Origin of the sequence: Desulfofundulus thermocisternus DSM 10259, from assembly GCF_000686645.1 — a bacterium.
Taxonomy (GTDB): domain Bacteria; phylum Bacillota; class Desulfotomaculia; order Desulfotomaculales; family Desulfovirgulaceae; genus Desulfofundulus; species Desulfofundulus australicus.
In genome coordinates this window covers 32,332-53,443 of sequence record NZ_JMLG01000013.1, presented here as the reverse complement: position 1 = coordinate 53,443, position 21,112 = coordinate 32,332, and the positions used below count along the sequence as shown (strand labels likewise).

Genomic DNA, 21,112 nt, shown 5'->3' with positions numbered 1-21,112 from the left:
GTACCCCATTCTTTTGCCTCTAAAACCATGAGCCTGGCGGCTTCAGCTTGAACCCACCTCTTTTTGGAGAATTTAGCCAGGCTTTCAATTAAACGGTCGAGGCTACCCGACTGGGCATCTTCAATGCGGCCCAGGTTAGCAACAACTTTCTGGCGTACTTTACCGTTCTCACGAACACCTTCAACTATTTGTAAGTACGTCCTTTTGGTGCCATCTTTATTGGCGAAGGTTTTTGTCCTGACAAACATAGCATAATCATTATAACATGGCAATATTGGATATTCAAAGACAGTAAATGGTATACGTGGCACAACATTTTTTGATATTCCCAATATACATCCTTGATTTTACTGGGTTTTCAAGAGTTGATGAAGCCTAAAACCCGCTTTTACTGTCAAAGTTGAGTATATATAGGCTGGCCAAACAATATGGAAAGGCTAAGCTCACGGTTACTGAGGCCATTATGATTTACGGTATAAAACCTGAGAACTTTGACCAGGTGGCTGAAGAGTTAGAAAAGGTCCATCTACCTTTGGCTGATATTGGTCCGGTGGTACGAAATGTCAAAGTATGTTCCAGTCAGTATTGTAAGCATGTTATCCGCGATGTTACTTCTTTGGCGGCAGAGATCAATCAACGCCTCGCAGGGATAGCGACGCCGAAAAAATTTAAGATGGCCCTAAATGGCTGTCCCAATTCATGCGTGGAGGCGCAACTAAACGACTTGGGTATCATTGCTGTCCAGGACGGGTACTGGCTTTACCTTGGGGGCAAGGGAGGACGTCAACCCCAATTGGGTACTCGGCTGGATATGGTTATTAAGGAAGAGTATATACTCGAGACTGTCGAACGGATAGTTAGGAGTTATATTCAGGTTGCTCAGAACGAGCGACTGGGTGAAGTTATTAACCGGGTGGGGCTTATGCCATTTCTGAAGGGGGCGCTGGCGTGGAGTAGTGGGGGAATCAAGACGTGCATAGGCGCGCGGTATTGTAAAAATGGTATTGGTGATGTTCATGCGATGGCGGAGCGCATAATCTCCTCTGGCGTTCTACAAGGGAATGTTACTATCAGTGGTTGCGGTAACGCGTGTGTTATGGATAACGGAGCGCATTGTAACGTTGTTATTTTAAGGGACAGGCTGTGGGTGTATAATAAAAATGGCGATGTAGACGTTGTTAATGCGGACTATTTGCCTGAGTATCTTAAGAGGAAGAGTATTTTAAAGTAATTCAAGATGAGGAGCATGGGCTCATGATGGGCTTGACAATGAAGTCCCTACCTTGAGTTCAGCAGAGAGGGGGCGTGAGATGAGCAGGCTTAAAGTCCTTTTCCATGTTAACGAATCTGACAAATGGCAAAGGGCACTCGTGAACATCACCAATTTTTTGAATGATGTTGGGCAAGGAAATGCTGACATCGAAGTAGTGGCCAACGGTGAGGCAGTTTCTGTTTTCAAGAGCGGGTGCCTGCTGACCGGGGGCAGCGGTCAGTGCTGTGGAACTGCTAGCGGATCGCTGATGGACCAGATGAAGAAGTTGTCGGAGATGGGAGTAAGCTTTGTAGCGTGTCGGAACGCTCTCAAAGCTCAGTCTATCGACGAAGAGAGCCTCCCTAACCTTGTAACAGTTGTACCGGCCGGTATAACAGAAATTGCCAGAAAACAAACTGAAGGGTATGCTTACATCAAGCCCTGACCATGTGTCTGCGTGAAGGGGAAGTGAGTAACTTCCCCTTCAATATACGGCAACAAAAAGCAGGGACCCGGTCCAGCACAATAGGGGGGTGAAATTGTTATGGAAGGAATTGTAGATTCTCATACACATGTTTCGTTGCTTCCGTACGAAGGGCTGGAAAACATGGCCCTGGCCGGGGTGAAGAAGATTATCGGCTGTTCTATATTTTTTGGGGCCAGACATGCGGAGACACTCTTTGATCATTTCCACCAAATGTTAACCCTTTCGATGAAGAATGCTGCCCAAAATGGCATCAGGCTTTTCGTCGCTGTCGGCATTCACCCCATGGGGACACCGGTAGACTGGCCCAGGGTGATCGACGCCCTTCCAGATTATCTGAAGATGAGTAATGTCATTGGTTTAGGAGAAATCGGCCTGCATGAGGGGAGTCGACGGGAACAGGACGTCCTCAGGGAGCAATTGAAAGTGGCCAAGGAATACGGGGTGCCGGTAATCATTCATACCCCGCCACAGGACAGGGTGGAAATAACCAATAGGACGATTGAAATTGCCGCCGCCGTCGGGATGGAACCCGGAAAAGTGATCATCGACCACGCTGATTTGGACATTATTGACTTAATCGAGAACTTTGGGGCCATTCCCGGGCTCACCATTCGCCAGAAAGGGCTTACTCCCCATCTATTGCTGAACCACCTGGAACGTTTCCAGCGAGGTGTTCTGAACAGCGACTACAGCAATCTCAAACCCAACGATCCCCTGAGCGTTCCAAAGGCTGTGCGGTATCTGGAGCTGAACGGGGCTCCTCCGGAAATCATTGCTCGGATTGCGAGGTACAATGCTGAAGAATTGTTCGGTATTTAGACAACCAGGGGTATGACCTAATTCACGGAGGAGGGGAGGAGAGTGTGGGAACCAAAAATGACCAGGAGGAACTTCTTGATTTAAAAATCCTTGCCTACCTCAAAAAGCTGGGGCCGGAATATGCAAAACTTCTGGCGATACGGCTGGGTTTATCCCTGGAAGAAAGCACAGAGCGACTCCGAAGGTTGGCAGCCAGAGGACTAATTAAGCGAGTAGAAGGAAGAATAGTTAAATATTACCACCGTCGACGGAAAAGCGTTAAGCACCGGAATCACACCTATTATGATCTCACAAGGGAAGGAGAACTTCTCTTAAGAGAGGCCAGGGGGAAAGTGGATATTCATATTGATATCGAGTACCCTAGCAGGTAAAACGGTCTTCTGGGATTCCGGTTGTAAGAGGTGCTCCATTCTGCGCGGACCTGAGGTGCAATGGAGACACCGGGACTACATAAAGAGAGATGAACTGGAGGTTCGGCCGAGAGGCCGAACCTCTTTCTCCGAAGGTTAACTATCCCTTAAGTTTTAACCGTTGGTTTACAGGTCGAACCTGCATCAGGACGAGGCTTCGAGATTAATACCCAAGACAAAACAGGTCCTCCAGGCGATTCAGGAGGCCGTGTTCAACCTGAACACACCGACCCGCCTGGGGATGCAGGTACCCTTCACCAACTTGACGCTGGACGTACTTTCCTCCGCCTACGATCAAGAATTTGCCATTGTAGGCGGTAAGGAGAAGCCCTGCACCTACGGCGACTACCGGGAGGAGCGGTTGGTGGTCGCCCGGGCGTTTTGTGAGGTCATGTTGCGGGGGGATGCAAAGGGAAGGTGCTTCACCTTCCCGGTGCCAACGTTCAACGTTACCCCGGAGTGGAGAGATGGCGGCGTGCCGGGCGAGGTTTGGAAGCTGACGGCTAAGTACGGGTCACCATATTTTGCGAACTTTGTCAGTTCGGATATGTCTCCGGATGACGTCAGGAGCATGTGCTGCCGGTTGAGACTGGACAGGCGCGAGCTCCTGAAACGGGGAGGCGGCTTTTTCGGCGCGAACCCGCTGACCGGTTCCATCGGCGTGGTGACACTGAACCTTCCCCGCCTGGCCTACCTGGCCAGAGATGAGGACGACTTCTTTGCCCGGCTGGCGCGGCTGTCGTCTGTTGCGGTGACGGCGCTGGAGATAAAGCGCAAGGTCCTGGAACGGTTCGCGGACGCGGGCCTCTACCCGTTCAGCACCCGGTACCTGCGGGGTGTGAAGGAGCGCTTCGGGAGGTACTATGCCAACCACTTCTCGACCATCGGGGTGAAAGATATCCCGGCGCCGGATGTGTATACCAATCCCCGGATCATGGCCTGGATGATGGATGAATTCAGCCGCTATAAAGGATACAACGAGTTTGGTGTTATTACCGGCAAGCCGCTGATCGTGGGCGGATCGGCGGGCCGCAATGAAGCCACCGCCCGGGGGTGTGCCATTGTAGTGCGGGAGGCGGCCAAGATGCTGGGGATACCCTGAATTCTGGTCATGCTCCAGACACGAAGCGTTAAAAAGGGCTTGACGGGTGAAGGAGAGTTTAGTATAATAAACAGTGGCACTGAGGTTATTCCCCGATAGCTCAACGGTAGAGCATCCGGCTGTTAACCGGAGGGTTGTAGGTTCGAATCCTACTCGGGGAGCCATGGCAAAAGGGGGCATACCTGTGAAATCACAGGTATGCTTTTTGTTTTTTATATGTACTTTTTTATTTTGGGGGATAAATCCGTATAATAAACTGGAATCAGGTAAAAAATCGAAAAATAAAGCGCCCGGGGGATCCAGATTTTACAGGCAGGTTATAGTTGCCAGAAATTTTCTCTAAAAGTTTTTCCCGGCGCTTGTATTTTTTCGGGCCAATCTGTCTATAATAAAGGTGAAAGTCAGTCAAGGTCAAAGTAAGGGAGGGTGGGGGTGGTTGTCGAACATCTCGGATCTCATTGAACGCTACCTGAAAGAATTACTGGCCGCCAGCGCCCGCGGGATGATCGAGATCCGGCGCAATGAACTGGCCGAACAGTTTAATTGCGTTCCCTCCCAGATCAATTACGTCCTGGCCACCCGCTTTACCGTGGAGCACGGCTTTCTGGTGGAAAGCCGGCGAGGTGGGGGTGGTTACGTGCGGATTATGCAGTTGCCCCGGGACCAGAGGCTGGATTCCCTCAGCCAGCTGCTGAATCTGGTGGGCAGGGAAATATCCCAGCGGCGGGCGCAGGCGATCATTGAGCGGATGCGGGAAGAAAAGCTGATCACCGACCGTGAATCCCGGATGATGCGGGCGGTGATCGACCGGGAAGTGCTGCGCCTGGGCCTGCCGGCCAGAGACCAGCTGCGGGCTTTGATCCTGCGCGCCATGATTATAAGTTTGCTGGGTCAAAAAGGTGAATAAAACGGGCATCCCGGGAATACTTTTGCCGGTGCCCTAAAAAAGGAGGTTGAAGTGGATGGAATGCGAACGCTGTCACCAGAGACCGGCCACGGTCCACTGGACGGAAATCATCAACAATGAAAAGCGGACCATGCGCCTGTGCGAGCAGTGTGCCCGTGAGCTGCAGGCCCAGGCCATGGGCTTTTTCCCTCAGATAAACCTGCATAATTTTCTGGCCGGGCTGCTGCACAACGAGTTCGGCTTTCCCACCACCGGCCCTGCGATGGCTCCAGCGGGAGCCCGCTGTGAGGCCTGCGGCCTGACGGAAGCCCAGTTTGCCCGCCAGGGATTGCTGGGGTGCGGGGAGTGCTACCGCTATTTTGGCCCCCGGCTCGAGCCCGTGTTCCGGCGCATCCACGGGAATACCCGGCATACGGGCAAGGTGCCCGAGCGTACCGGCGGCAAAATGCGGGTAATCAACCGCCTGGAGCGGCTGAAGGCCCAGCTGCGGGAAGCCGTCAGCCGGGAGGAGTTCGAGCGGGCGGCGGAGTTGCGGGATGCCATCCGGGAGCTGGAAAAGGAGCTGCGGGAGGGATAAGGTTATGTCCATCAGAGAAACCGTGAACAATCCCCACAGTCACTGGATGGATGGTACGGGTCCCGAGTCGGACATCGTGATCAGCAGCCGGGTGCGGGTGGCCCGGAATCTGGCCCACCTGCCTTTTCCCCACCTGCTCACCCGGGAAAAGGCCGAAGATGTGATCCATGCCGTGCAGACGGCCATAGAAAACAGGGTTTTCCGGGAAAAAATGGGCAGGATGGAATTAACGCGCATGAACGAATTGACACCTGTGGAAAGGCAGATACTAGTAGAAAAACACCTGATCAGCCCCGACTTGCTGGAGAATTTCGAGCGTAAGGCGGTGGTGCTGCGGGACGATGAAGTGCTCAGCGTGATGGTCAACGAAGAAGATCACCTGCGCCTGCAGTGCCTGCTGCCCGGCCTGCAGTTGAACAGGGCCTGGGAGCTGATCAGCCGCCTTGACGACGCTCTGGAGGCGACCCTGGATTATGCCTTCGACGAGAAACTGGGTTACCTTACGGCCTGCCCCACCAACGTGGGTACGGGCCTGCGCGCTTCGGTGATGCTGCACCTGCCCGGCCTGGTGATGGTCAATCAAATCAAAGGGGTTCTGGACACCATTACCAAGCTGGGGTTAACCGTGCGCGGGCTTTACGGCGAGGGTACCGAGGCCAAGGGGAACCTGTTCCAGGTCTCCAACCAGGTTACCCTGGGGCAGGCGGAAGAGGACATAATTGCCAACCTTATTTCGGTAACCCGCCAGCTGCTGGAACAGGAAAGGGCGGCCCGGCAGGCCCTCTACCGGGAGCGCCGCGAGCAGCTGGAGGACCGGGTGGGGCGGGCCTACGGCCTGCTGAAGCATGCCCGGGTGATGACCTCCGAGGAAGCCATGAGCCTGTTTTCCGACCTGCGCCTGGGTATTAATATGGGGATCATCAAAAATATCCCGGCGCCGCTGACAATCGAATTGATGGTTCTTACCCGGCCGGCCTTCCTGGTAAAGGTTACGGGTAAGGATTTGAGTCCTGTGGAGCGGGATATATACCGCGCCCAGTTGATCCGCAAAAAACTATCGGCTGCTCAGCAATCTTAAAAAACAAGAGGAGGTGTTGTGACGATGTTGTTCGGGCGTTTCACGCAAAGGGCGCAAAAAGTGCTGTTTTTAGCGCAGGAAGAGGCCAGGAGGCTTAATTACCCCTATGTAGGTACGGAACATCTTTTGCTCGGGCTGATCCGGGAAGGGGAGGGTGTGGCCGCCAAGGCCCTGGCCAGCCTGGGCATTGAAGCCGATAAAGTGCGGTCAGTGGTGGAGCAGATGGTGGAAAAGGTTTCCGGTCCCATGCCGCAGGAAATTCCCCTGACTCCGCGGGCCAAGCGGGTACTGGAGCTGGCTGTGGATGAGGCCCGGCGCATGGGCCACAACTACGTGGGTACGGAGCACCTCCTCCTGGGTCTGATCCGGGAGGGCGAGGGTGTGGCCGCCAGGGCTCTGATGTCCCTGGGGGCGGACCTGAACAGGGTGCGCGGTGTGATCCTGCAGATGCTCGGCGGTATGGCAGGGGGAGCGGCCATGGGGCAGCCGGGTGCGGCCAGATCCCAGGCTTCCAGCACGCCCACCCTGGATCAGTTCGGCCGCGATCTGACCGCCCTGGCCCGGGACGACAAGCTGGATCCCGTGGTGGGGCGGGAGAAGGAGATCGAGCGGGTCATCCAGATCTTGAGCCGCCGCACCAAGAACAACCCGGTGCTCATCGGTGAGCCGGGGGTGGGTAAAACCGCCATAGCCGAGGGTCTGGCCCAGCGCATTGTGCAGGGTAACGTACCGGAGGTACTGCTCAACAAGCGGGTGGTCACCCTGGACCTGGCTTCCATGGTGGCCGGCACCAAGTATCGGGGCGAGTTCGAGGAACGGATTAAAAAGGTTATTGACGAAATCGTCAGGGCCGGCAACATCATCGTTTTCATTGATGAGCTGCATACGCTCATAGGTGCCGGTGCGGCGGAGGGGGCCATTGATGCGGCAAACATCCTGAAGCCGGCGCTGGCCAGGGGCGAGCTCCAGTGCATCGGGGCCACCACCCTGGACGAGTACCGCAAGCACATTGAGCGGGATCCCGCCCTGGAGCGGCGCTTCCAGCCCATCATGGTAGAGGAGCCCACGGTGGAGGAAACCATCGCCATCTTAAAGGGGCTGCGGGATAAGTACGAAGCCCATCACCGGGTGCGCATAACCGATGAGGCCCTGGAAGCGGCGGCCAGGCTTTCCGACCGCTACATCACCGACCGGTTCCTGCCGGATAAGGCCATTGACCTGGTGGATGAGGCCAGTTCCCGGGTACGCCTGCGGGCCTTTACTGCCCCGCCCAACCTCAAGGATCTGGAGAAGCGGATTGAGGAAATCCAGAAAGAAAAGGAAGCGGCCGTCAACAACCAGGAGTTTGAAAAGGCCGCCCAGCTGCGGGATCAGGAGCAGCAGTTGAAGAAAGAACTGGAAGCCCGGCGGCAGGACTGGCAGGCGGCCAGGGGCAAGGAAGAACTGGTGGTTACCGAGGAGGATATCGCCCAGATTGTCAGCAGCTGGACCGGCATCCCGGTGAAAAAGCTGGCCGAAGAGGAAACCGAGCGCCTGCTGCGCCTGGAGGAAATCCTGCACCAGCGGGTAGTGGGCCAGGACGAGGCGGTGCGGGCCGTGGCCCGTTCAGTGCGCCGGGCGCGGGCGGGTCTGAAAGATCCCAAGCGGCCCATCGGTTCCTTCATCTTCCTGGGTCCCACCGGTGTGGGTAAAACCGAGCTGGCCCGGGCGCTGGCCGAGGCCCTTTTCGGCGACGAGGATGCCCTGGTGCGCCTGGATATGAGCGAGTACATGGAGAGGTTTGCCGTCTCCCGACTGGTGGGCGCACCCCCGGGCTACGTGGGTTACGAGGAGGGCGGCCAGCTGACCGAAGCGGTGCGGCGCAAGCCTTACACCGTGGTGCTGCTGGATGAGATTGAGAAGGCCCACCCGGATGTGTTCAACATCCTCCTGCAGGTCCTGGAAGACGGTCGCCTGACCGATGCCAAGGGCCGGACGGTGGACTTCCGCAACACGGTGATCATCATGACCTCCAACGTGGGGGTGCACACCCTGCGCAAGGAAGGGACATTGGGCTTCCGTACCGAACAGGAGAGGGAAGCCAGCTACGAGCGCATGAAGGAGCGGGTAACCGAGGAGTTGAAGCGCACCTTCCGGCCGGAATTCCTGAACCGTATCGACGAGATCATCGTCTTCCACTCCCTGACCGCCGAGCACATCAAGGAAATTGTGGGCCTGATGCTCAAAGAAGTGGCCGTGCGGATGAAAGAACACGATGTGGAAGTGGAGTTTACGGAAGCGGCTAAAGAAATTCTGGCCAGGGAAGGTTTCGATGAAACTTACGGGGCCAGGCCTTTACGCCGGGCCATCCAGCGCCTGGTGGAAGACCGCCTCTCCGAGGAGCTCCTGAAGGGTACCTTCCACAGGGGCGACCGGGTGGTGGTGGACGGCGAAAACGGCCAGATTGTGGTGCGCAGGGCCGGTGACGGCCAGGCAGCGGGTGGGGCACCGGCGAATGCTCAAAGTGAATAGTACCGCCTGTATGCCGTATCCGCTGAAAAGGCAGGGGGACCGGTAAGGGTGGATCTAAAAAATAGCAGGAGGTGCGATTTTTCCGCACCTCCTTTTACCATTTTCACAAGTGCCTCCTTTATAGCCGGGCCGGACGTGCTGCCGGAAGGAGGATATTGATACAGGATATCGAAAAATAAATAAAAAACTCTATTCAGGTTAGCCGGAGATGGTCCTGTGCCGGAGCAAATTTTAAAACCGGATTACCTGCTGGATATTTGCATCAAAATGCTTTACCTGGCCGGAAGAATCGTCAGGGAAAAGGGCAATTTCGAGCGGGTTCCCCGCTGGCTGGCGGAGATTTTGGGAGCCAGCGGTTCGGCGCTGGGTATTGTGGTGGCCAGGCAGTGTTTAGTATATTTCGCCCGGGTCGACCAGGAAAGCAGGTCCGGCTGCCTGGAGGTTGCGGTGGACGTGCTCTGGTGTTCCCGCCAGAACTCACCTGGAAATGGTGATGTGCCGTGCCACATATTCGACTGCCCGGTAAGACAGAAGGTAATGGAAGGGTGCGGCCGGTCCGACCTGGAGGTAACCTGTTTCCCCATGGAGGACAGGAAGGGATTCTTAATGGTCTATGGGGAAGCGCTGCTGCTGAATTCCTATCCCATTACGGAAATACTCAAGGCGGTAACCCATTTTATCGCCTGCAATCTGGATGTTGACGGGAGATCGCGGGAAGCCGCTTCTTATTTCCTCCCTTCCGAAGATATGGCCCAGTTGTGGTCGGAAATGCTGGCCGGGCTATCCCATGACTTGAGAACGCCCCTGGCCTGTATTAAAGGCTATATCACAACTCTAATGCGGGAGGACGTTACCTGGGACCATGCTTCACAACGGGAGTTTATGGAAATCATTGTAGAGGAAACGGATCATATCGAGAACTTAATTGATAACCTGCTGGATTCCGCTACTTTCAGCTGGAAGGGCGGAATTGAACTGAAAAAGGAACCCGTTTCCATACCGCAAGTAGTCAGAAAGGTGCTCACGGACCCGTCGTTTCGCATTAAAAATCACCAGTATACCGTCCTTTTTCCTGAGGATTTCCCCCTGGTGGAAGCGGATCCGATCAGGATCGAGCAGGTGCTGCGAAACCTTGTGGATAACGCGGTCAAATATTCCATGGAACGTACGCAAATCACAATTAAAGGAGAGGTAAAGCCCGGGGAGGTTGTTGTTTCAATTACCGATCAGGGTATTGGTATTGATAGCGAGCATTTAAAATGGCTGTTTGAAAAATTTTTCCGGGCGGCAAGGGGTATCCGGGAAAACAAAAAGGGGATGGGGCTGGGATTGCCTCTGGCCCGGCAGATCATAGTAAGCCACGGGGGCCGGATCTGGGCAGAAAGCAAGTTAAACCAGGGAACAACCTTTTACTTTACACTGCCCCTGGAGCAGCGGGCGTCTTAAGGGCAATTCTTGATAAAGACCGGGTGGATTGAAATGAAGCGTAAAACAATCCTGGTAGTGGATGATGAACCCCGCCTCGTGCGATTGGTTAAGGTTAACCTGCTGGCCAGTGGTTACCAGGTGGATACGGCCGCCGACGGGAAAACCGCCCTTGAAAAGCTGGAATCTTCCCATTATGACCTGTTGATTCTTGATATCATGCTTCCCGGTCCATTGAATGGATTTGAGGTATGTAAGAGAATCCGTGAGTTTTCCGATATCCCCATAATTATGCTTACGGGAAGGGCCCGCGAACAGGACCGGATCCGTGGTTTTGACGCGGGAGCCGATGATTATATCACCAAGCCCTTCAGCGTTGAGGAGTTATTGCTCCGTGTGAAGGCCATCCTCAGGAGAACCCACCCGTCAGAAGAATTTCCCAGGGGCACGTCCCTTAAAGTGGGAGACCTGGTGATCAATTTTGCTCAAAGGCGGGTCTTTGTCAGGGGAAGGGAAGTAAGGCTCACCGCTACGGAGTACCAGGTCCTGTACCACCTGGGCTGTCACGCGGGAAAGGTCATCACCCATGAGGATTTGCTCACCCGGGTCTGGGGCCCCGAGTACCGCAATGAACTGCACTACCTGCGCAATTACATCAGCAGCCTGCGAAAAAAGATCGAGGACGACCCCGGCAATCCCAGGTATATTCTGAGCAAACACGGCGTTGGCTACTATCTGGTATCAGACCTTTAAAAGAAGATTTTCATTCAGAAGAAACTCTGCCAGATACAGGCGGAGTTTTAGATTGTTGACTAACTCTTTATGTGCCCTGGTTTTACATTAGGAGCGACCTGGAGTGAGCGCTGCCGGGCCAGGCCGAGGCGACGGGATGAGGCGGGGCCGCGGACAGGACGTCCGCGGAGGCCACCTGAACACTGGATGTGTGAATGTGGCCGGTACCCGCCGAAGACCGGCGACGAGGCCTTAAGGCTCGGCCAGCGAAACGACTGGGAGCGACGAGTAAAACCAGGGCGCATCCCAGAAGTACTTTGTCTACAGGCTGAAACTCCGCCAGGTAACGGGCGGAGTTTTTGTGTTTTTATGAAATTTTTATGTTTACATGTCCCTTTTTTATGATTTTTTGACGCCGGATTATTTACATTAAAACCAACCAGCCGGATGTTTCACTTAAGAACAATAATCTTCAGGAGGTTGCCATGCTTACCCGTGAAGATGTCAGGGAGAAAGCCAGGCAGGAAAGGGTGAAGTTCCTGCGCCTCCAGTTTACCGACATTTTCGGCACTTTTAAAAATATCGCCTTGACCCTGGATGATCTGGAACAGGCGATGGCCGGCAGGATTTCTTTCGACAGCTCTGTGGTTGATGGACTGGTCAACAGCCAGGAACGGGCCATTATCCTGCAGCCCGATCTGTCGACTTTCCTGGTGCTTCCCTGGCGTCCCCGTGAAGAAGCGGTGGCCCGTTTTATCTGTGATGTGCTCAATCCCGACGGTACTCCTTATCCCGGGTGTTCGCGCAACGTTCTGAAAAAGGTGCTGGCTGAAGCCGAACGGATGGGGCTGGAAATAATGGTTGGGATGGAGGTGGAATTTTACCTCTTCTACACCGACGATAGCGGTAACCCGACCACCAGTACCCATGACCATGCCGGGTTCTGCGACCTGACCCCGCTTGACCTGGGCGAAAATGTCCGGCGGGACATGGTGCTGACCCTGGAAGAAATGGGGATTGAGGTTGGCTTCAGCCATCACGAAAAAGGGCCGGGCCAGCATGGGATCACCCTGAAACCGGATAGCGCCCTGGTTATGGCAGATAAGCTGGTAACCTTCAAATTTATCGTGCGCACCATTGCCCAGCGGTACGGCCTTCACGCTTCCTTCATGCCCAGGCCGCTCAATGACCGGCCGGGGTCAGCGATGATCCTGCACCTGTACCTCCGGCCAAAGGGGGCCGGCTTTATTAACGGGGTTGGGAAACCCCTGCCGCCCGGCCGGGAAGCCGGCCATTTTGTCGCGGGAATTCTGGCCCATGCCCGGGCCAATGCTGCCATTACCAACCCACTGGTTAATTCTTATAAAAGGCTGTTCCCCGGTGACCTGACCATGCCCGTGCATGTGGCCTGGTCGGAAGACAGCCGCCATACGGTGCTGCGCGTTGCTGCTCACCCCGGCCGGGAAACGCGGGTGGAAGTGCGTAATCCGGATCCTGCCTGTAACCCGTATCTTGCGCTGGCTTTAATCTTGAAAGCGGGACTGGAGGGGATGCGGCAGCAGCTTCAACTACCTCCCCCGCTGGATAAAAACATTTTGCTCACCGATGATGGCCAGTGCAAGGGTACACGCCCTGCCTGCCTGCCGCGGACCCTGGATGAGGCCCTGCGGGAACTGGCCTGCGACCAGGTGGCCAGGGCTACGCTGGGTGAGTATATTTACCGGATTTATGCCAGGGCCAAGGTAGAAGAGTGGGAACGTTTCCAGGTATATGTTCATCCCTGGGAACTGCAGGAATATCTCCTGCGCTTTTAGCAGCCGATTCCAGAACATAAGGGGGTTTTACTGTGGGGTCGACACGACAGGTTATCGATGAGGTTATGGAGCAGGTGGTGAAACGAAACCCCAATGAGCCGGAGTTTCATCAGGCGGTCCTGGAAGTGCTGGAATCCCTGGAACCAGCCATTGAAAGGCATCCTGAATTCGTCGAAGCGGGTATCCTGCACAGGATAGTGGAACCTGACCGGCAGGTTATTTTCCGGGTACCCTGGGTTGACGATCAGGGCCGGGTGCAGGTTAACCGGGGCTTCAGGGTTCAGTTCAATAACGCCATTGGTCCTTATAAGGGCGGACTGCGCTTTCATCCTTCAGTAAACCTGAGCATTATTAAGTTCCTTGCCTTCGAGCAAATATTTAAAAATTCCCTGACCGGCCTGCCCATAGGGGGAGGCAAGGGGGGAAGCGATTTTGACCCCAAGGGAAAATCAGAAGGCGAAATCATGCGGTTCTGCCAGAGTTTCATGACCGAGCTCTACCGGCATATCGGGGCGGATGTGGATGTTCCGGCGGGCGATATAGGGGTCGGCAGCCGGGAGATTGGATATTTGTACGGCCAGTATAAGAGAATAACGAATCTTTACCAGGGTGTTCTCACCGGCAAGGGCCTGACCTATGGAGGAAGTCTGGTCAGGACTGAAGCCACTGGTTATGGATTGCTGTATTTCCTGGAGGAAATGCTCAAAGATCATGGACAGACCCTGGCCGGTAAAACGGTGATCATCTCGGGTTCCGGAAATGTGGCTATATATGCGGCGGAAAAGGCCCGGCAGCTCGGCGCCAGGGTAATCGCCATGAGCGACTCCAGCGGGTACATAGTGGACCCGGACGGGATAAAGCTGGAAACGGTGAAGCAGATCAAAGAAGTGGAGAGGAAGAGAATTAAAACTTATGTTGAGCACCACCCGTCGGCCCGGTATTACGAAGGGTCGAAGGGCATCTGGTCAGTTAAATGTGATATTGCCCTGCCCTGCGCTACCCAAAACGAAATTGATGAGGAATCAGCCAGGATGCTGGTGGCCAATGGGGTTATGGCGGTAGCCGAAGGGGCTAATATGCCGTCCACACCGGAGGCCATAAAAGTTTTCCGGGATAATAAAGTCCTCTTCGGACCGGCCAAGGCCGCCAATGCCGGTGGTGTTGCCACTTCAGCCCTGGAGATGTCCCAGAACAGCATGAGGTACTCCTGGACCTTTGAGGAGGTGGATGCCAGGCTCAGGGGTATTATGGCAGCCATTTACCGGCAGGTCAGCCAGACGGCCAGGGAATACGGTTACGAAGGTGACCTGGTGGTAGGGGCAAACATTGCCGGCTTCCTCAAAGTGGCCAGGGCCATGATGGCTCAGGGGGTGGTCTAGTACAGGAGAACCGGGGATGCCGGAATGTTAATTAAAGGGGGTTAAACCGTGAATCAGTGCCCGCTGGCCTATGTGGATCCCTGCTCAAAATGCGCTCAATTCGGGAACTGCTGCCCCAGTCAGGCCGTGCATAAGCTCATCGCCCTGGAAAAGGAATTGCAGGACATAAAAGCGTTGCTTCAGGAATTGCTAAAGAGGCAACTTCAGCCCCCTGACAAGCTGTAGATATAAAAGCCGGGGAAGGTTGGCTTGCCGCCCGGCGTCATTGCCCTGCAGGAACCGGGTGTTTGCCCGGTTTTTTTTCTTTACCTTTCCGGTAAAGGTTGTAAGCGGGCCTGCCGGGCGGACTGCAGCCTTAGCCGGGGCGGATCGAGGTGATAAGACCCTGTTCTGGTATTGTTTTTAACTTGTGGAAGCAAATTAAGAAATGTTATACTAAAAATGTTATCTTCTGTGAAAAAAGGCCCGGGAATGACGAATTTTATTTTCAGGATGGGGTTTCGGGTTCCCGGTTAATTTAAGGAAGAGTGACCATGAGCGGAAAGACCCGCTACTGCTGCCAGGAGTGCGGGCACTGCACGCATTCCTGGCTGGGCCGCTGTCCCGAGTGCGGGGCGTGGAATTCCCTGGTGGAGGAAAGGGCTTCCGGCAGGGGGCAGAAAGAGGGCAGGGCCGCTGCTCCTGTTCCGCTTCCCATAACCCAGATCAACCTGGATAAGGAAGAACGGTTTTCCACCGGTATTGGTGAACTGGACCGGGTGCTGGGCGGTGGTGTGGTACCTGCCTCGTTGATTTTGCTGGGGGGAGATCCGGGGATCGGTAAATCCACCCTCCTTTTACAGGTGGCCACCGGTGTTGCCGGTGCCGGCCGGGTGGTACTTTATGTCACCGGTGAGGAGTCGCTCCAGCAGGTACGCATGAGGGCCACCCGCCTGGGTATGGAGTCCAGCCTGCTGTACCTTCTGGCGGAAACGGATATTGATGCGGTGGAAAACAGCATCAGGTCTTTGAGTCCCGCCCTGGTTGTGGTGGATTCCATCCAGACCATGCACCATGTGGATTTCGGTTCTGCTCCCGGCAGTGTGGGGCAGGTGCGGGAGTGCACCACCAGGCTGATGCGCCTGGCCAAGGAAATGGGAGTGGCCATTTTCCTGGTCGGGCACGTGACCAAGGAGGGAATACTGGCCGGGCCGCGGATCCTGGAGCATATGGTGGATGTGGTGCTGTATTTTGAAGGGGAGAGGCACCAGTCCTTCCGCATCCTGCGGGGGGTTAAAAACCGTTTTGGGTCCACCAACGAGATTGGCGTCTTTGAGATGAAGGATGCCGGCCTGGTGGAGGTGGCCAATCCCTCTTCCCTGTTCATAATGCAGCACTCCGTCGGGCCGGTGGCCGGGTCGGTGGTGGTGCCCACCCTGGAAGGGACGAGGCCGCTTCTGGTGGAGATTCAGGCCCTGGTGTCGCCCACCGGCTTCGGCACCCCCCGGCGCATGACGGCGGGGGTGGATTACAACCGGGTTATTCTGATCATGGCCGTGCTGGAAAAGCGGGTGGGCCTGCATCTGGGCAGCTATGACGCCTATGTCAACGCGGTGGGCGGGGTGCGCCTGGTGGAGCCGGCGGTTGACCTGGCCATAGCGGTGGCCCTGGCTTCCAGTTTCCGGGATCGCCCGGTTAACTGCCGCCTGGCAGTGGTGGGTGAAGTTGGCCTGACGGGGGAACTCCGCCCCGTTACCGGGATTGAGAAAAGGGTCCAGGAAGCGGCACAGCTGGGTTTCACCCGCTGCCTGCTGCCCCGGGCCAATGCGGGTCAGGTGGACCGGTCACGGTTGGGAACCCTGGAAATTTGGACGGCCCGGACCCTGTCAGAGGCTCTGGAAATAGCCCTGGAAAATGAGGGGTGAAACCTTGAAGGAGGAACGTGTAGAAGACAGGCTGCTGCAGTTGCTGCGTACCGTTGCTCCCGGTACTCCCTTGCGCGAAGGCCTGGAAAACATCCTGCGGGCAAAAACGGGGGCGCTGATTGTTATTGGCGATTCGCCGGAAGTAATGGAGATTGCCGAGGGAGGATTTGCCGTTAACGCGGAATTCACGCCGGCCAACCTTTATGAGCTGGCCAAGATGGATGGGGCCATAATTATAAGTTCGGATTTGAAGCGAATCCTGGCGGCGAACACCCAGCTCATCCCCAACCTGAGCATTCCTTCCACCGAGACCGGCATCAGGCACCGCACGGCCGAACGGGTGGCCAAGCAGACCGGTGCCCTGGTGATTTCCATTTCCCAGCGCCGGGGAGTAATTACCATTTACAAGGGAAACCTGAAGTATGTGCTGCGGGATGTGGGGGTTATTCTGGCCAAGGCCAACCAGGCCATTCAGACCCTGGAAAAATACCGCTCGGTGCTGGACCGGGTGGTGAAGCAGCTGAGCATCCTGGAGTTTGAGGAAGCGGTAACCCTTTTTGATGTGAGCCGGGCCATTCAGAGGGTGGAGATGGTACTGCGGGTGGTCAAGGAAATTGAGAAGTACATCAGCGAGCTGGGGATAGAGGGAAGGCTGATCACCATGCAGCTGGAAGAGCTGGTAACCGGCGTGGAACACGAGGGCCTGCTGATTATCCGTGACTACGCTACGGCTACGGACAGGTCCCCGGGTACCATTCTGGCCATGATCAACAGCTGGCCGGCGGAGGACCTCCTGGATCTTTCCCTGATTGCCCGTGCCCTGGGGTATCCCGGGAGCACCAGCATTCTCGACCAGAGCGTTTCTCCCCGGGGGTACCGCATCCTGGATAAAATCCCCCGCCTGCCCCTGCCGGTGATTGAAAATATGGTTAAAGAGTTTGGTTCCCTGCAGAAAATTCTCAACGCCAGCATTGAAGAGCTGGATGCGGTGGAGGGTATCGGGGAGGCGCGGGCCCGTTCCATTAAAGAAGGATTGGCCCGTTACCGCGAGCAACTGCTCCAGGAGGGTCGCAATTAAAAAAAGGCGTCGACCGGCGCCTTTTTCAAGCCAGGTTATATATGCCCAGGATGCGCAGTTGTTTTTGTTCCTTGGCCACAATATCTTCCAGATTCAAATCAAGCAGGTCGCACAGGGCCGCCAGATAGAACAGGCAGCGCCCGATGGCGTTTTCCACCGCCTCCCGGCATTCCCCGCACATTTCCCCCGCCAGGTGTGATTCCAGCAGGTGCCGCAGGTCGGCCAGGGTAGCATCCGGGGGAATTTCTTTTTTCCGGGCGTTTATTCTCAAGCATCCGCAGCTGGTAACCGTTTTAATCACCGCCCTGTTCAGACGGGCATTGGCCTCCTGGGTCTTGGCCAGCACGTCCAGTACACTCCGGTTGCAGACCAGCACTTCCGAAACCGTGCGCTGAAAATCATCGTAGGCTGCATTTTTGATCAAAACGGTACCACTCCTTTTTCAGATGGCCCTTTTTTTGATAATTATACCTGCCGGGTGCTTGTCCTGTCAAACCGGCTTTTCAAAAATTTCTGTTGACACAGTATAGTAGCTATGCTAAAATTATTATTTCTTGACAAATGCCGCGGTTCCTGCTATAATTTTGTACAGGTAAAGTTTTAAGTTTAAGGGGGTCCGGCGTTGTTTAAAGTTGGAGATAAGGTCGTGTACCCCATGCACGGGGCAGGGATCATCGAAGCCATTGAGGAAAAAGAAGTTCTGGGAGAGAAGAAGCAGTATTATATTTTGCGCTTGCCCGTAGGTGATATGAAGGTAATGATTCCCATTGCCAACTGCCGGGAAATCGGCCTGCGGGAAGTCATAGATCGGGCAAGCGTACCCAAAGTTATCAGCATCCTCAAGGGAAAAAGCACCGCCATGTCCTCCAACTGGAACCGCCGCTACCGGGCTAATCTGGAAAAAATGCGCAGCGGCGATATATACGAGGTTGCCGAGGTGGTGCGTAACCTGGCCAAGAGAGAGAAGGAAAAGGGCCTTTCTTCCGGGGAAAGAAAAATGCTGGAGAATGCTCGTCAGATATTAATCAGTGAGCTGGCTCTGGCTACCGAACTGGAAGAAGAAAAAGCCCAATCCCTGGTGGACAGCGCTTTTGCTTAATACACGTCAGTAATTACTGGCGTGTTTTTTTTAAAAAGGTAAGAATCTCCAATTTTTAGTTGAAGTGGTTATCTTATGGGGCTATAATATAAATGTCAGCAATAAGGTGGGCAAGCCCGCTCGTAAACAGGAGAATTAAAGAGAGTTGAGGAGAAAGTGAGGTGAAAATGTTGCTGAGGCGCGTTATTTTTTTTCTGCTGATTGCCATCTTTTCGGCGTCCGGCTTTTATACGGGTCTGCTCGTCCTGGACAGGGGTTTGTTATCTCTCCCGGCCGGCCTGCCCCAGCTTAAGTTCGGCATCCTGGCCCTGAGCACCCTGATCGGGCTTATACTGGGCCTGTTCCTGGCTTCCCCGATCATTCGCGGGGCCGTGCGCCTGACTTCTTTCCTGGAACAGCGTCTTTCCAGGACCCCGACCCAGGACCTGGTGATGGGTTCTGTGGGCCTGATTATTGGACTCATAATTGCTAATTTATTAGGTTCAATTCTTTTTGTTCTGGGACCGCTGGGCAGGATAATCTGGATCCTGGGCACCATGCTTCTGGGTTACCTGGGAATGAGTGTGGCCGTGAAAAAAAGGGAGGAGCTGCTGGGTCTTTTCAGTAATTTTCCCCGTTTTGGCAGGGAAAAGGCCTCCAGGGCGGAAAACCGCCAGTCCAATTTCAAGCTGCTGGATACCAGCGTAATTATCGACGGCCGCATTGCTGACCTGGTTGAAAGCGGTTTTATTGAAGGCACCCTTCTGGTTCCCGCCTTTGTGCTGGAGGAACTGCGGCATATTGCCGATTCTCCGGACGTATTGAAGCGCAACCGCGGGCGCCGGGGGCTGGACATACTGAACCAGATGCGCAAGAATTCCCCGGTCAAGGTTCAGATAATCGATAATGTGCGTGGTCTTGAAGATGTGGCCGAGGTGGATTCCAAACTGGTCAAGCTGGCCCAGCGTCTGGGGGCCAAAATAATGACCAACGATTTTAATCTGAACAAGGTGGCCGAGCTTCACGGCGTGAAGGTGCTCAACATCAATGAGCTGGCCAACGCCATCAAGCCGGTGGTCCTGCCCGGGGAAGAAATGGTCGTGCAGGTGGTGCGGGACGGCAAGGAAGCCGGCCAGGGTGTGGGCTACCTGGATGACGGCACCATGATCGTGGTCGACGGGGGTAAAAAATATATCGGGCAGACCATCAGCGTGCTGGTAACCAGCGTACTGCAGACGGCTGCCGGGCGGATGATCTTCGCCCGTCCCCGGCAGGAGCAGCGCCAGGAAAACGGAAATGTGCGCTACAACGGGGTGAACGCCATTGGATAATGTCTTTGCCGTGGTGGTGGCTGCCGGGCGTTCCGAGCGGATGGGGCAGGGAGTAAACAAGCAGTTCCTGCCCCTTTCCGGCTTGCCCGTGCTGGCCCGGAGCCTGCGCATTTTTGAGGAAGCGGAACCGGTCCGGGGCTATGTTGTGGTGGCGGCGGAGGGGGACGTGGAGCGCGTGGACCGGCTGGCCCGCCGGGAATGGGGCTGCCGCAAACTGCGGGGAGTGGTACCCGGCGGCGGGCGGCGGCAGGATTCCGTGCGCAACGGGCTGGAAGCCCTGCCGCCGGAAACGGAGGTTGTGCTCGTTCATGATGGCGCCCGGCCCCTGGCGCGGGTGGAGGATGTGCTGGCGGTGGCCCGCGAGGCTGCCCGCTGGGGGGCGGCCACCCTGGCCGTTCCGGTGAAGGATACGGTAAAGGAGGCGGGCTCCGGGGGCTTTGTGGCCCGTACCCTCCCCCGGGAAGTGCTGTGGCTGACCCAGACTCCCCAGGGCTTCAGGTTTTCCCTGCTCGTGGAAGCCCACCGGCGGGCGGCGGCGGAAAAAATTTCGGCCACCGATGACGCTTCCCTGGTGGAGGCCATGGGCCACCCGGTGAAACTGGTCCCCGGCTCCTACCGGAATATTAAAATTACCACCCCCGAGGATATGGTTGTGGCGGAGGCCCTGCTGGAGAAAGGGGAGAAGAGCAACGTGCCTCCTGCACCGTTGAGGATGGGTTTCGGATACGATGTGCACCGGCTGGTTGCCGGGCGCCCCCTGATCCTGGGAGGGGTGGAGGTGCCCTTTGAGCGGGGTCTGGCGGGGCATTCCGATGCCGACGTGCTGGTCCACGCTGTTATGGACGCCCTCCTGGGTGCCGCCGGGCTGGGGGATATCGGCCGCCATTTTCCCGATCACGAACCCCGTTATGCCGGGATTTCCAGCCTGATGCTGCTGGAAGAGGTGGGAAAGATGCTGGCGGAACGGGGTTACAGGGTGAGCAATATCGATGCCGTGGTGGTGGCCCAGGCGCCCAGGCTGGCCGGTTACATCCCGGTCATGGTGCAGCAGATTGCCCGTACCCTTGGTATCGACGCGGGATGCGTGAATGTGAAAGCTACAACCACCGAAGGGCTGGGCTTTACCGGTACCGGTGAGGGGATAGCGGCTTACGCCGTGGCCGCCGTTGTCTCTTCTCGGGGTCGTTCGGAAAATCTATTGCCCACAGGAGCTCTGGATTAACCGCGC

20 protein-coding genes, 1 tRNA gene and 1 pseudogene are annotated in these 21,112 nt (G+C 55.7%); 20 read left to right on the top strand and 2 right to left on the bottom strand.

Going from position 1 to position 21,112, the window contains the following annotated elements; genetic code table 11:
- Positions 1-248: pseudogene (locus tag BR83_RS0110265) on the bottom strand (IS1634 family transposase); the annotation flags it as partial.
- Positions 249-463: 215 nt separating this feature from the next.
- Here BR83_RS0110265 and BR83_RS15660 point away from each other — a divergent pair.
- The 17 genes from BR83_RS15660 to disA all read left to right on the top strand — a co-directional run bounded on the left by BR83_RS15660 (position 464) and on the right by disA (position 17,475).
- Positions 464-1,231: a nitrite reductase gene (locus BR83_RS15660; RefSeq protein WP_084327186.1), complete on the top strand. Its 768-nt coding sequence runs from the start codon at positions 464-466 to the stop codon at positions 1,229-1,231.
- A 79-nt stretch (positions 1,232-1,310) separates the two neighbouring features.
- A complete protein-coding gene (locus BR83_RS0110255) occupies positions 1,311-1,697 on the top strand; it encodes a DsrE family protein (RefSeq protein ID WP_027357002.1) in 387 nt (128 codons plus the stop codon).
- A 99-nt stretch (positions 1,698-1,796) separates the two neighbouring features.
- Entirely contained in the window at positions 1,797-2,558 is a 762-nt protein-coding gene (locus BR83_RS0110250) for a TatD family hydrolase (protein WP_027357001.1), read from the top strand.
- A 44-nt stretch (positions 2,559-2,602) separates the two neighbouring features.
- The gene (locus tag BR83_RS0110245; protein WP_027357000.1) at positions 2,603-2,929 is read left to right on the top strand and encodes a DUF2250 domain-containing protein; all 327 of its coding nucleotides are present in this window, start codon (positions 2,603-2,605) and stop codon (positions 2,927-2,929) included.
- Between the two features lie 160 nt (positions 2,930-3,089).
- Positions 3,090-4,070: an anaerobic ribonucleoside-triphosphate reductase gene (nrdD, locus tag BR83_RS17770; RefSeq protein WP_084327184.1), complete on the top strand. Its 981-nt coding sequence runs from the start codon at positions 3,090-3,092 to the stop codon at positions 4,068-4,070.
- Positions 4,071-4,159: 89 nt separating this feature from the next.
- Positions 4,160-4,234 (top strand) — tRNA-Asn (locus tag BR83_RS0110235).
- Between the two features lie 272 nt (positions 4,235-4,506).
- Positions 4,507-4,977 (top strand): CtsR family transcriptional regulator, encoded by a 471-nt coding sequence (locus tag BR83_RS0110225; RefSeq protein ID WP_027356998.1) that lies wholly within the window; start codon positions 4,507-4,509, stop codon positions 4,975-4,977.
- Positions 4,978-5,032: 55 nt separating this feature from the next.
- Positions 5,033-5,554, top strand: coding sequence for a UvrB/UvrC motif-containing protein (locus tag BR83_RS0110220; RefSeq protein WP_027356997.1), 522 nt, complete (start codon positions 5,033-5,035; stop codon positions 5,552-5,554).
- A 4-nt stretch (positions 5,555-5,558) separates the two neighbouring features.
- Entirely contained in the window at positions 5,559-6,632 is a 1,074-nt protein-coding gene (locus BR83_RS0110215; RefSeq protein WP_027356996.1) for a protein arginine kinase, read from the top strand.
- A gap of 27 nt (positions 6,633-6,659) precedes the next feature.
- On the top strand, positions 6,660-9,143 hold the full coding sequence (locus BR83_RS0110210; protein ID WP_051618125.1) for an ATP-dependent Clp protease ATP-binding subunit: 2,484 nt from the start codon (positions 6,660-6,662) through the stop codon (positions 9,141-9,143).
- Between the two features lie 216 nt (positions 9,144-9,359).
- Positions 9,360-10,589 (top strand): sensor histidine kinase, encoded by a 1,230-nt coding sequence (locus tag BR83_RS0110200; RefSeq protein ID WP_027356994.1) that lies wholly within the window; start codon positions 9,360-9,362, stop codon positions 10,587-10,589.
- 33 nt (positions 10,590-10,622) lie between these two features.
- The gene (locus BR83_RS0110195) at positions 10,623-11,321 is read left to right on the top strand and encodes a response regulator transcription factor (RefSeq protein ID WP_027356993.1); all 699 of its coding nucleotides are present in this window, start codon (positions 10,623-10,625) and stop codon (positions 11,319-11,321) included.
- 464 nt (positions 11,322-11,785) lie between these two features.
- Positions 11,786-13,114, top strand: a complete 1,329-nt coding sequence (locus BR83_RS0110190; protein ID WP_027356992.1) for a glutamine synthetase family protein — start codon at positions 11,786-11,788, stop codon at positions 13,112-13,114.
- A gap of 32 nt (positions 13,115-13,146) precedes the next feature.
- Positions 13,147-14,493: an NADP-specific glutamate dehydrogenase gene (gdhA, locus tag BR83_RS0110185; protein WP_027356991.1), complete on the top strand. Its 1,347-nt coding sequence runs from the start codon at positions 13,147-13,149 to the stop codon at positions 14,491-14,493.
- Between the two features lie 48 nt (positions 14,494-14,541).
- Positions 14,542-14,718, top strand: a complete 177-nt coding sequence (locus BR83_RS17205) for a hypothetical protein (protein WP_157833001.1) — start codon at positions 14,542-14,544, stop codon at positions 14,716-14,718.
- Positions 14,719-15,026: 308 nt separating this feature from the next.
- Positions 15,027-16,397, top strand: coding sequence for a DNA repair protein RadA (gene radA / locus BR83_RS0110165; protein WP_027356990.1), 1,371 nt, complete (start codon positions 15,027-15,029; stop codon positions 16,395-16,397).
- Positions 16,387-17,475, top strand: a complete 1,089-nt coding sequence (disA, locus tag BR83_RS0110160; protein WP_034635118.1) for a DNA integrity scanning diadenylate cyclase DisA — start codon at positions 16,387-16,389, stop codon at positions 17,473-17,475. The genes radA and disA overlap by 11 nt, the downstream gene beginning before the upstream one ends.
- A 25-nt stretch (positions 17,476-17,500) precedes the next feature.
- Here the strand turns inward: disA and BR83_RS0110155 are convergent, their stop codons facing one another.
- Positions 17,501-17,896 carry a hypothetical protein gene (locus tag BR83_RS0110155; protein ID WP_027356988.1) on the bottom strand — a complete coding sequence of 132 codons (396 nt, stop codon included), beginning with the start codon at positions 17,894-17,896 and terminating at the stop codon, positions 17,501-17,503.
- A gap of 201 nt (positions 17,897-18,097) precedes the next feature.
- Between BR83_RS0110155 and BR83_RS0110150 the strand changes: the two genes are divergently transcribed.
- The 3 genes from BR83_RS0110150 to ispD all read left to right on the top strand — a co-directional run bounded on the left by BR83_RS0110150 (position 18,098) and on the right by ispD (position 21,106).
- Positions 18,098-18,574 (top strand): CarD family transcriptional regulator, encoded by a 477-nt coding sequence (locus BR83_RS0110150; protein WP_027356987.1) that lies wholly within the window; start codon positions 18,098-18,100, stop codon positions 18,572-18,574.
- A 170-nt stretch (positions 18,575-18,744) separates the two neighbouring features.
- Positions 18,745-19,884 (top strand): PIN/TRAM domain-containing protein, encoded by a 1,140-nt coding sequence (locus tag BR83_RS0110145; protein ID WP_027356986.1) that lies wholly within the window; start codon positions 18,745-18,747, stop codon positions 19,882-19,884.
- A complete protein-coding gene (gene ispD, locus BR83_RS15650; protein WP_084327182.1) occupies positions 19,877-21,106 on the top strand; it encodes a 2-C-methyl-D-erythritol 4-phosphate cytidylyltransferase in 1,230 nt (409 codons plus the stop codon). The genes BR83_RS0110145 and ispD overlap by 8 nt, the downstream gene beginning before the upstream one ends.
- Positions 21,107-21,112 lie beyond the last annotated feature (6 nt).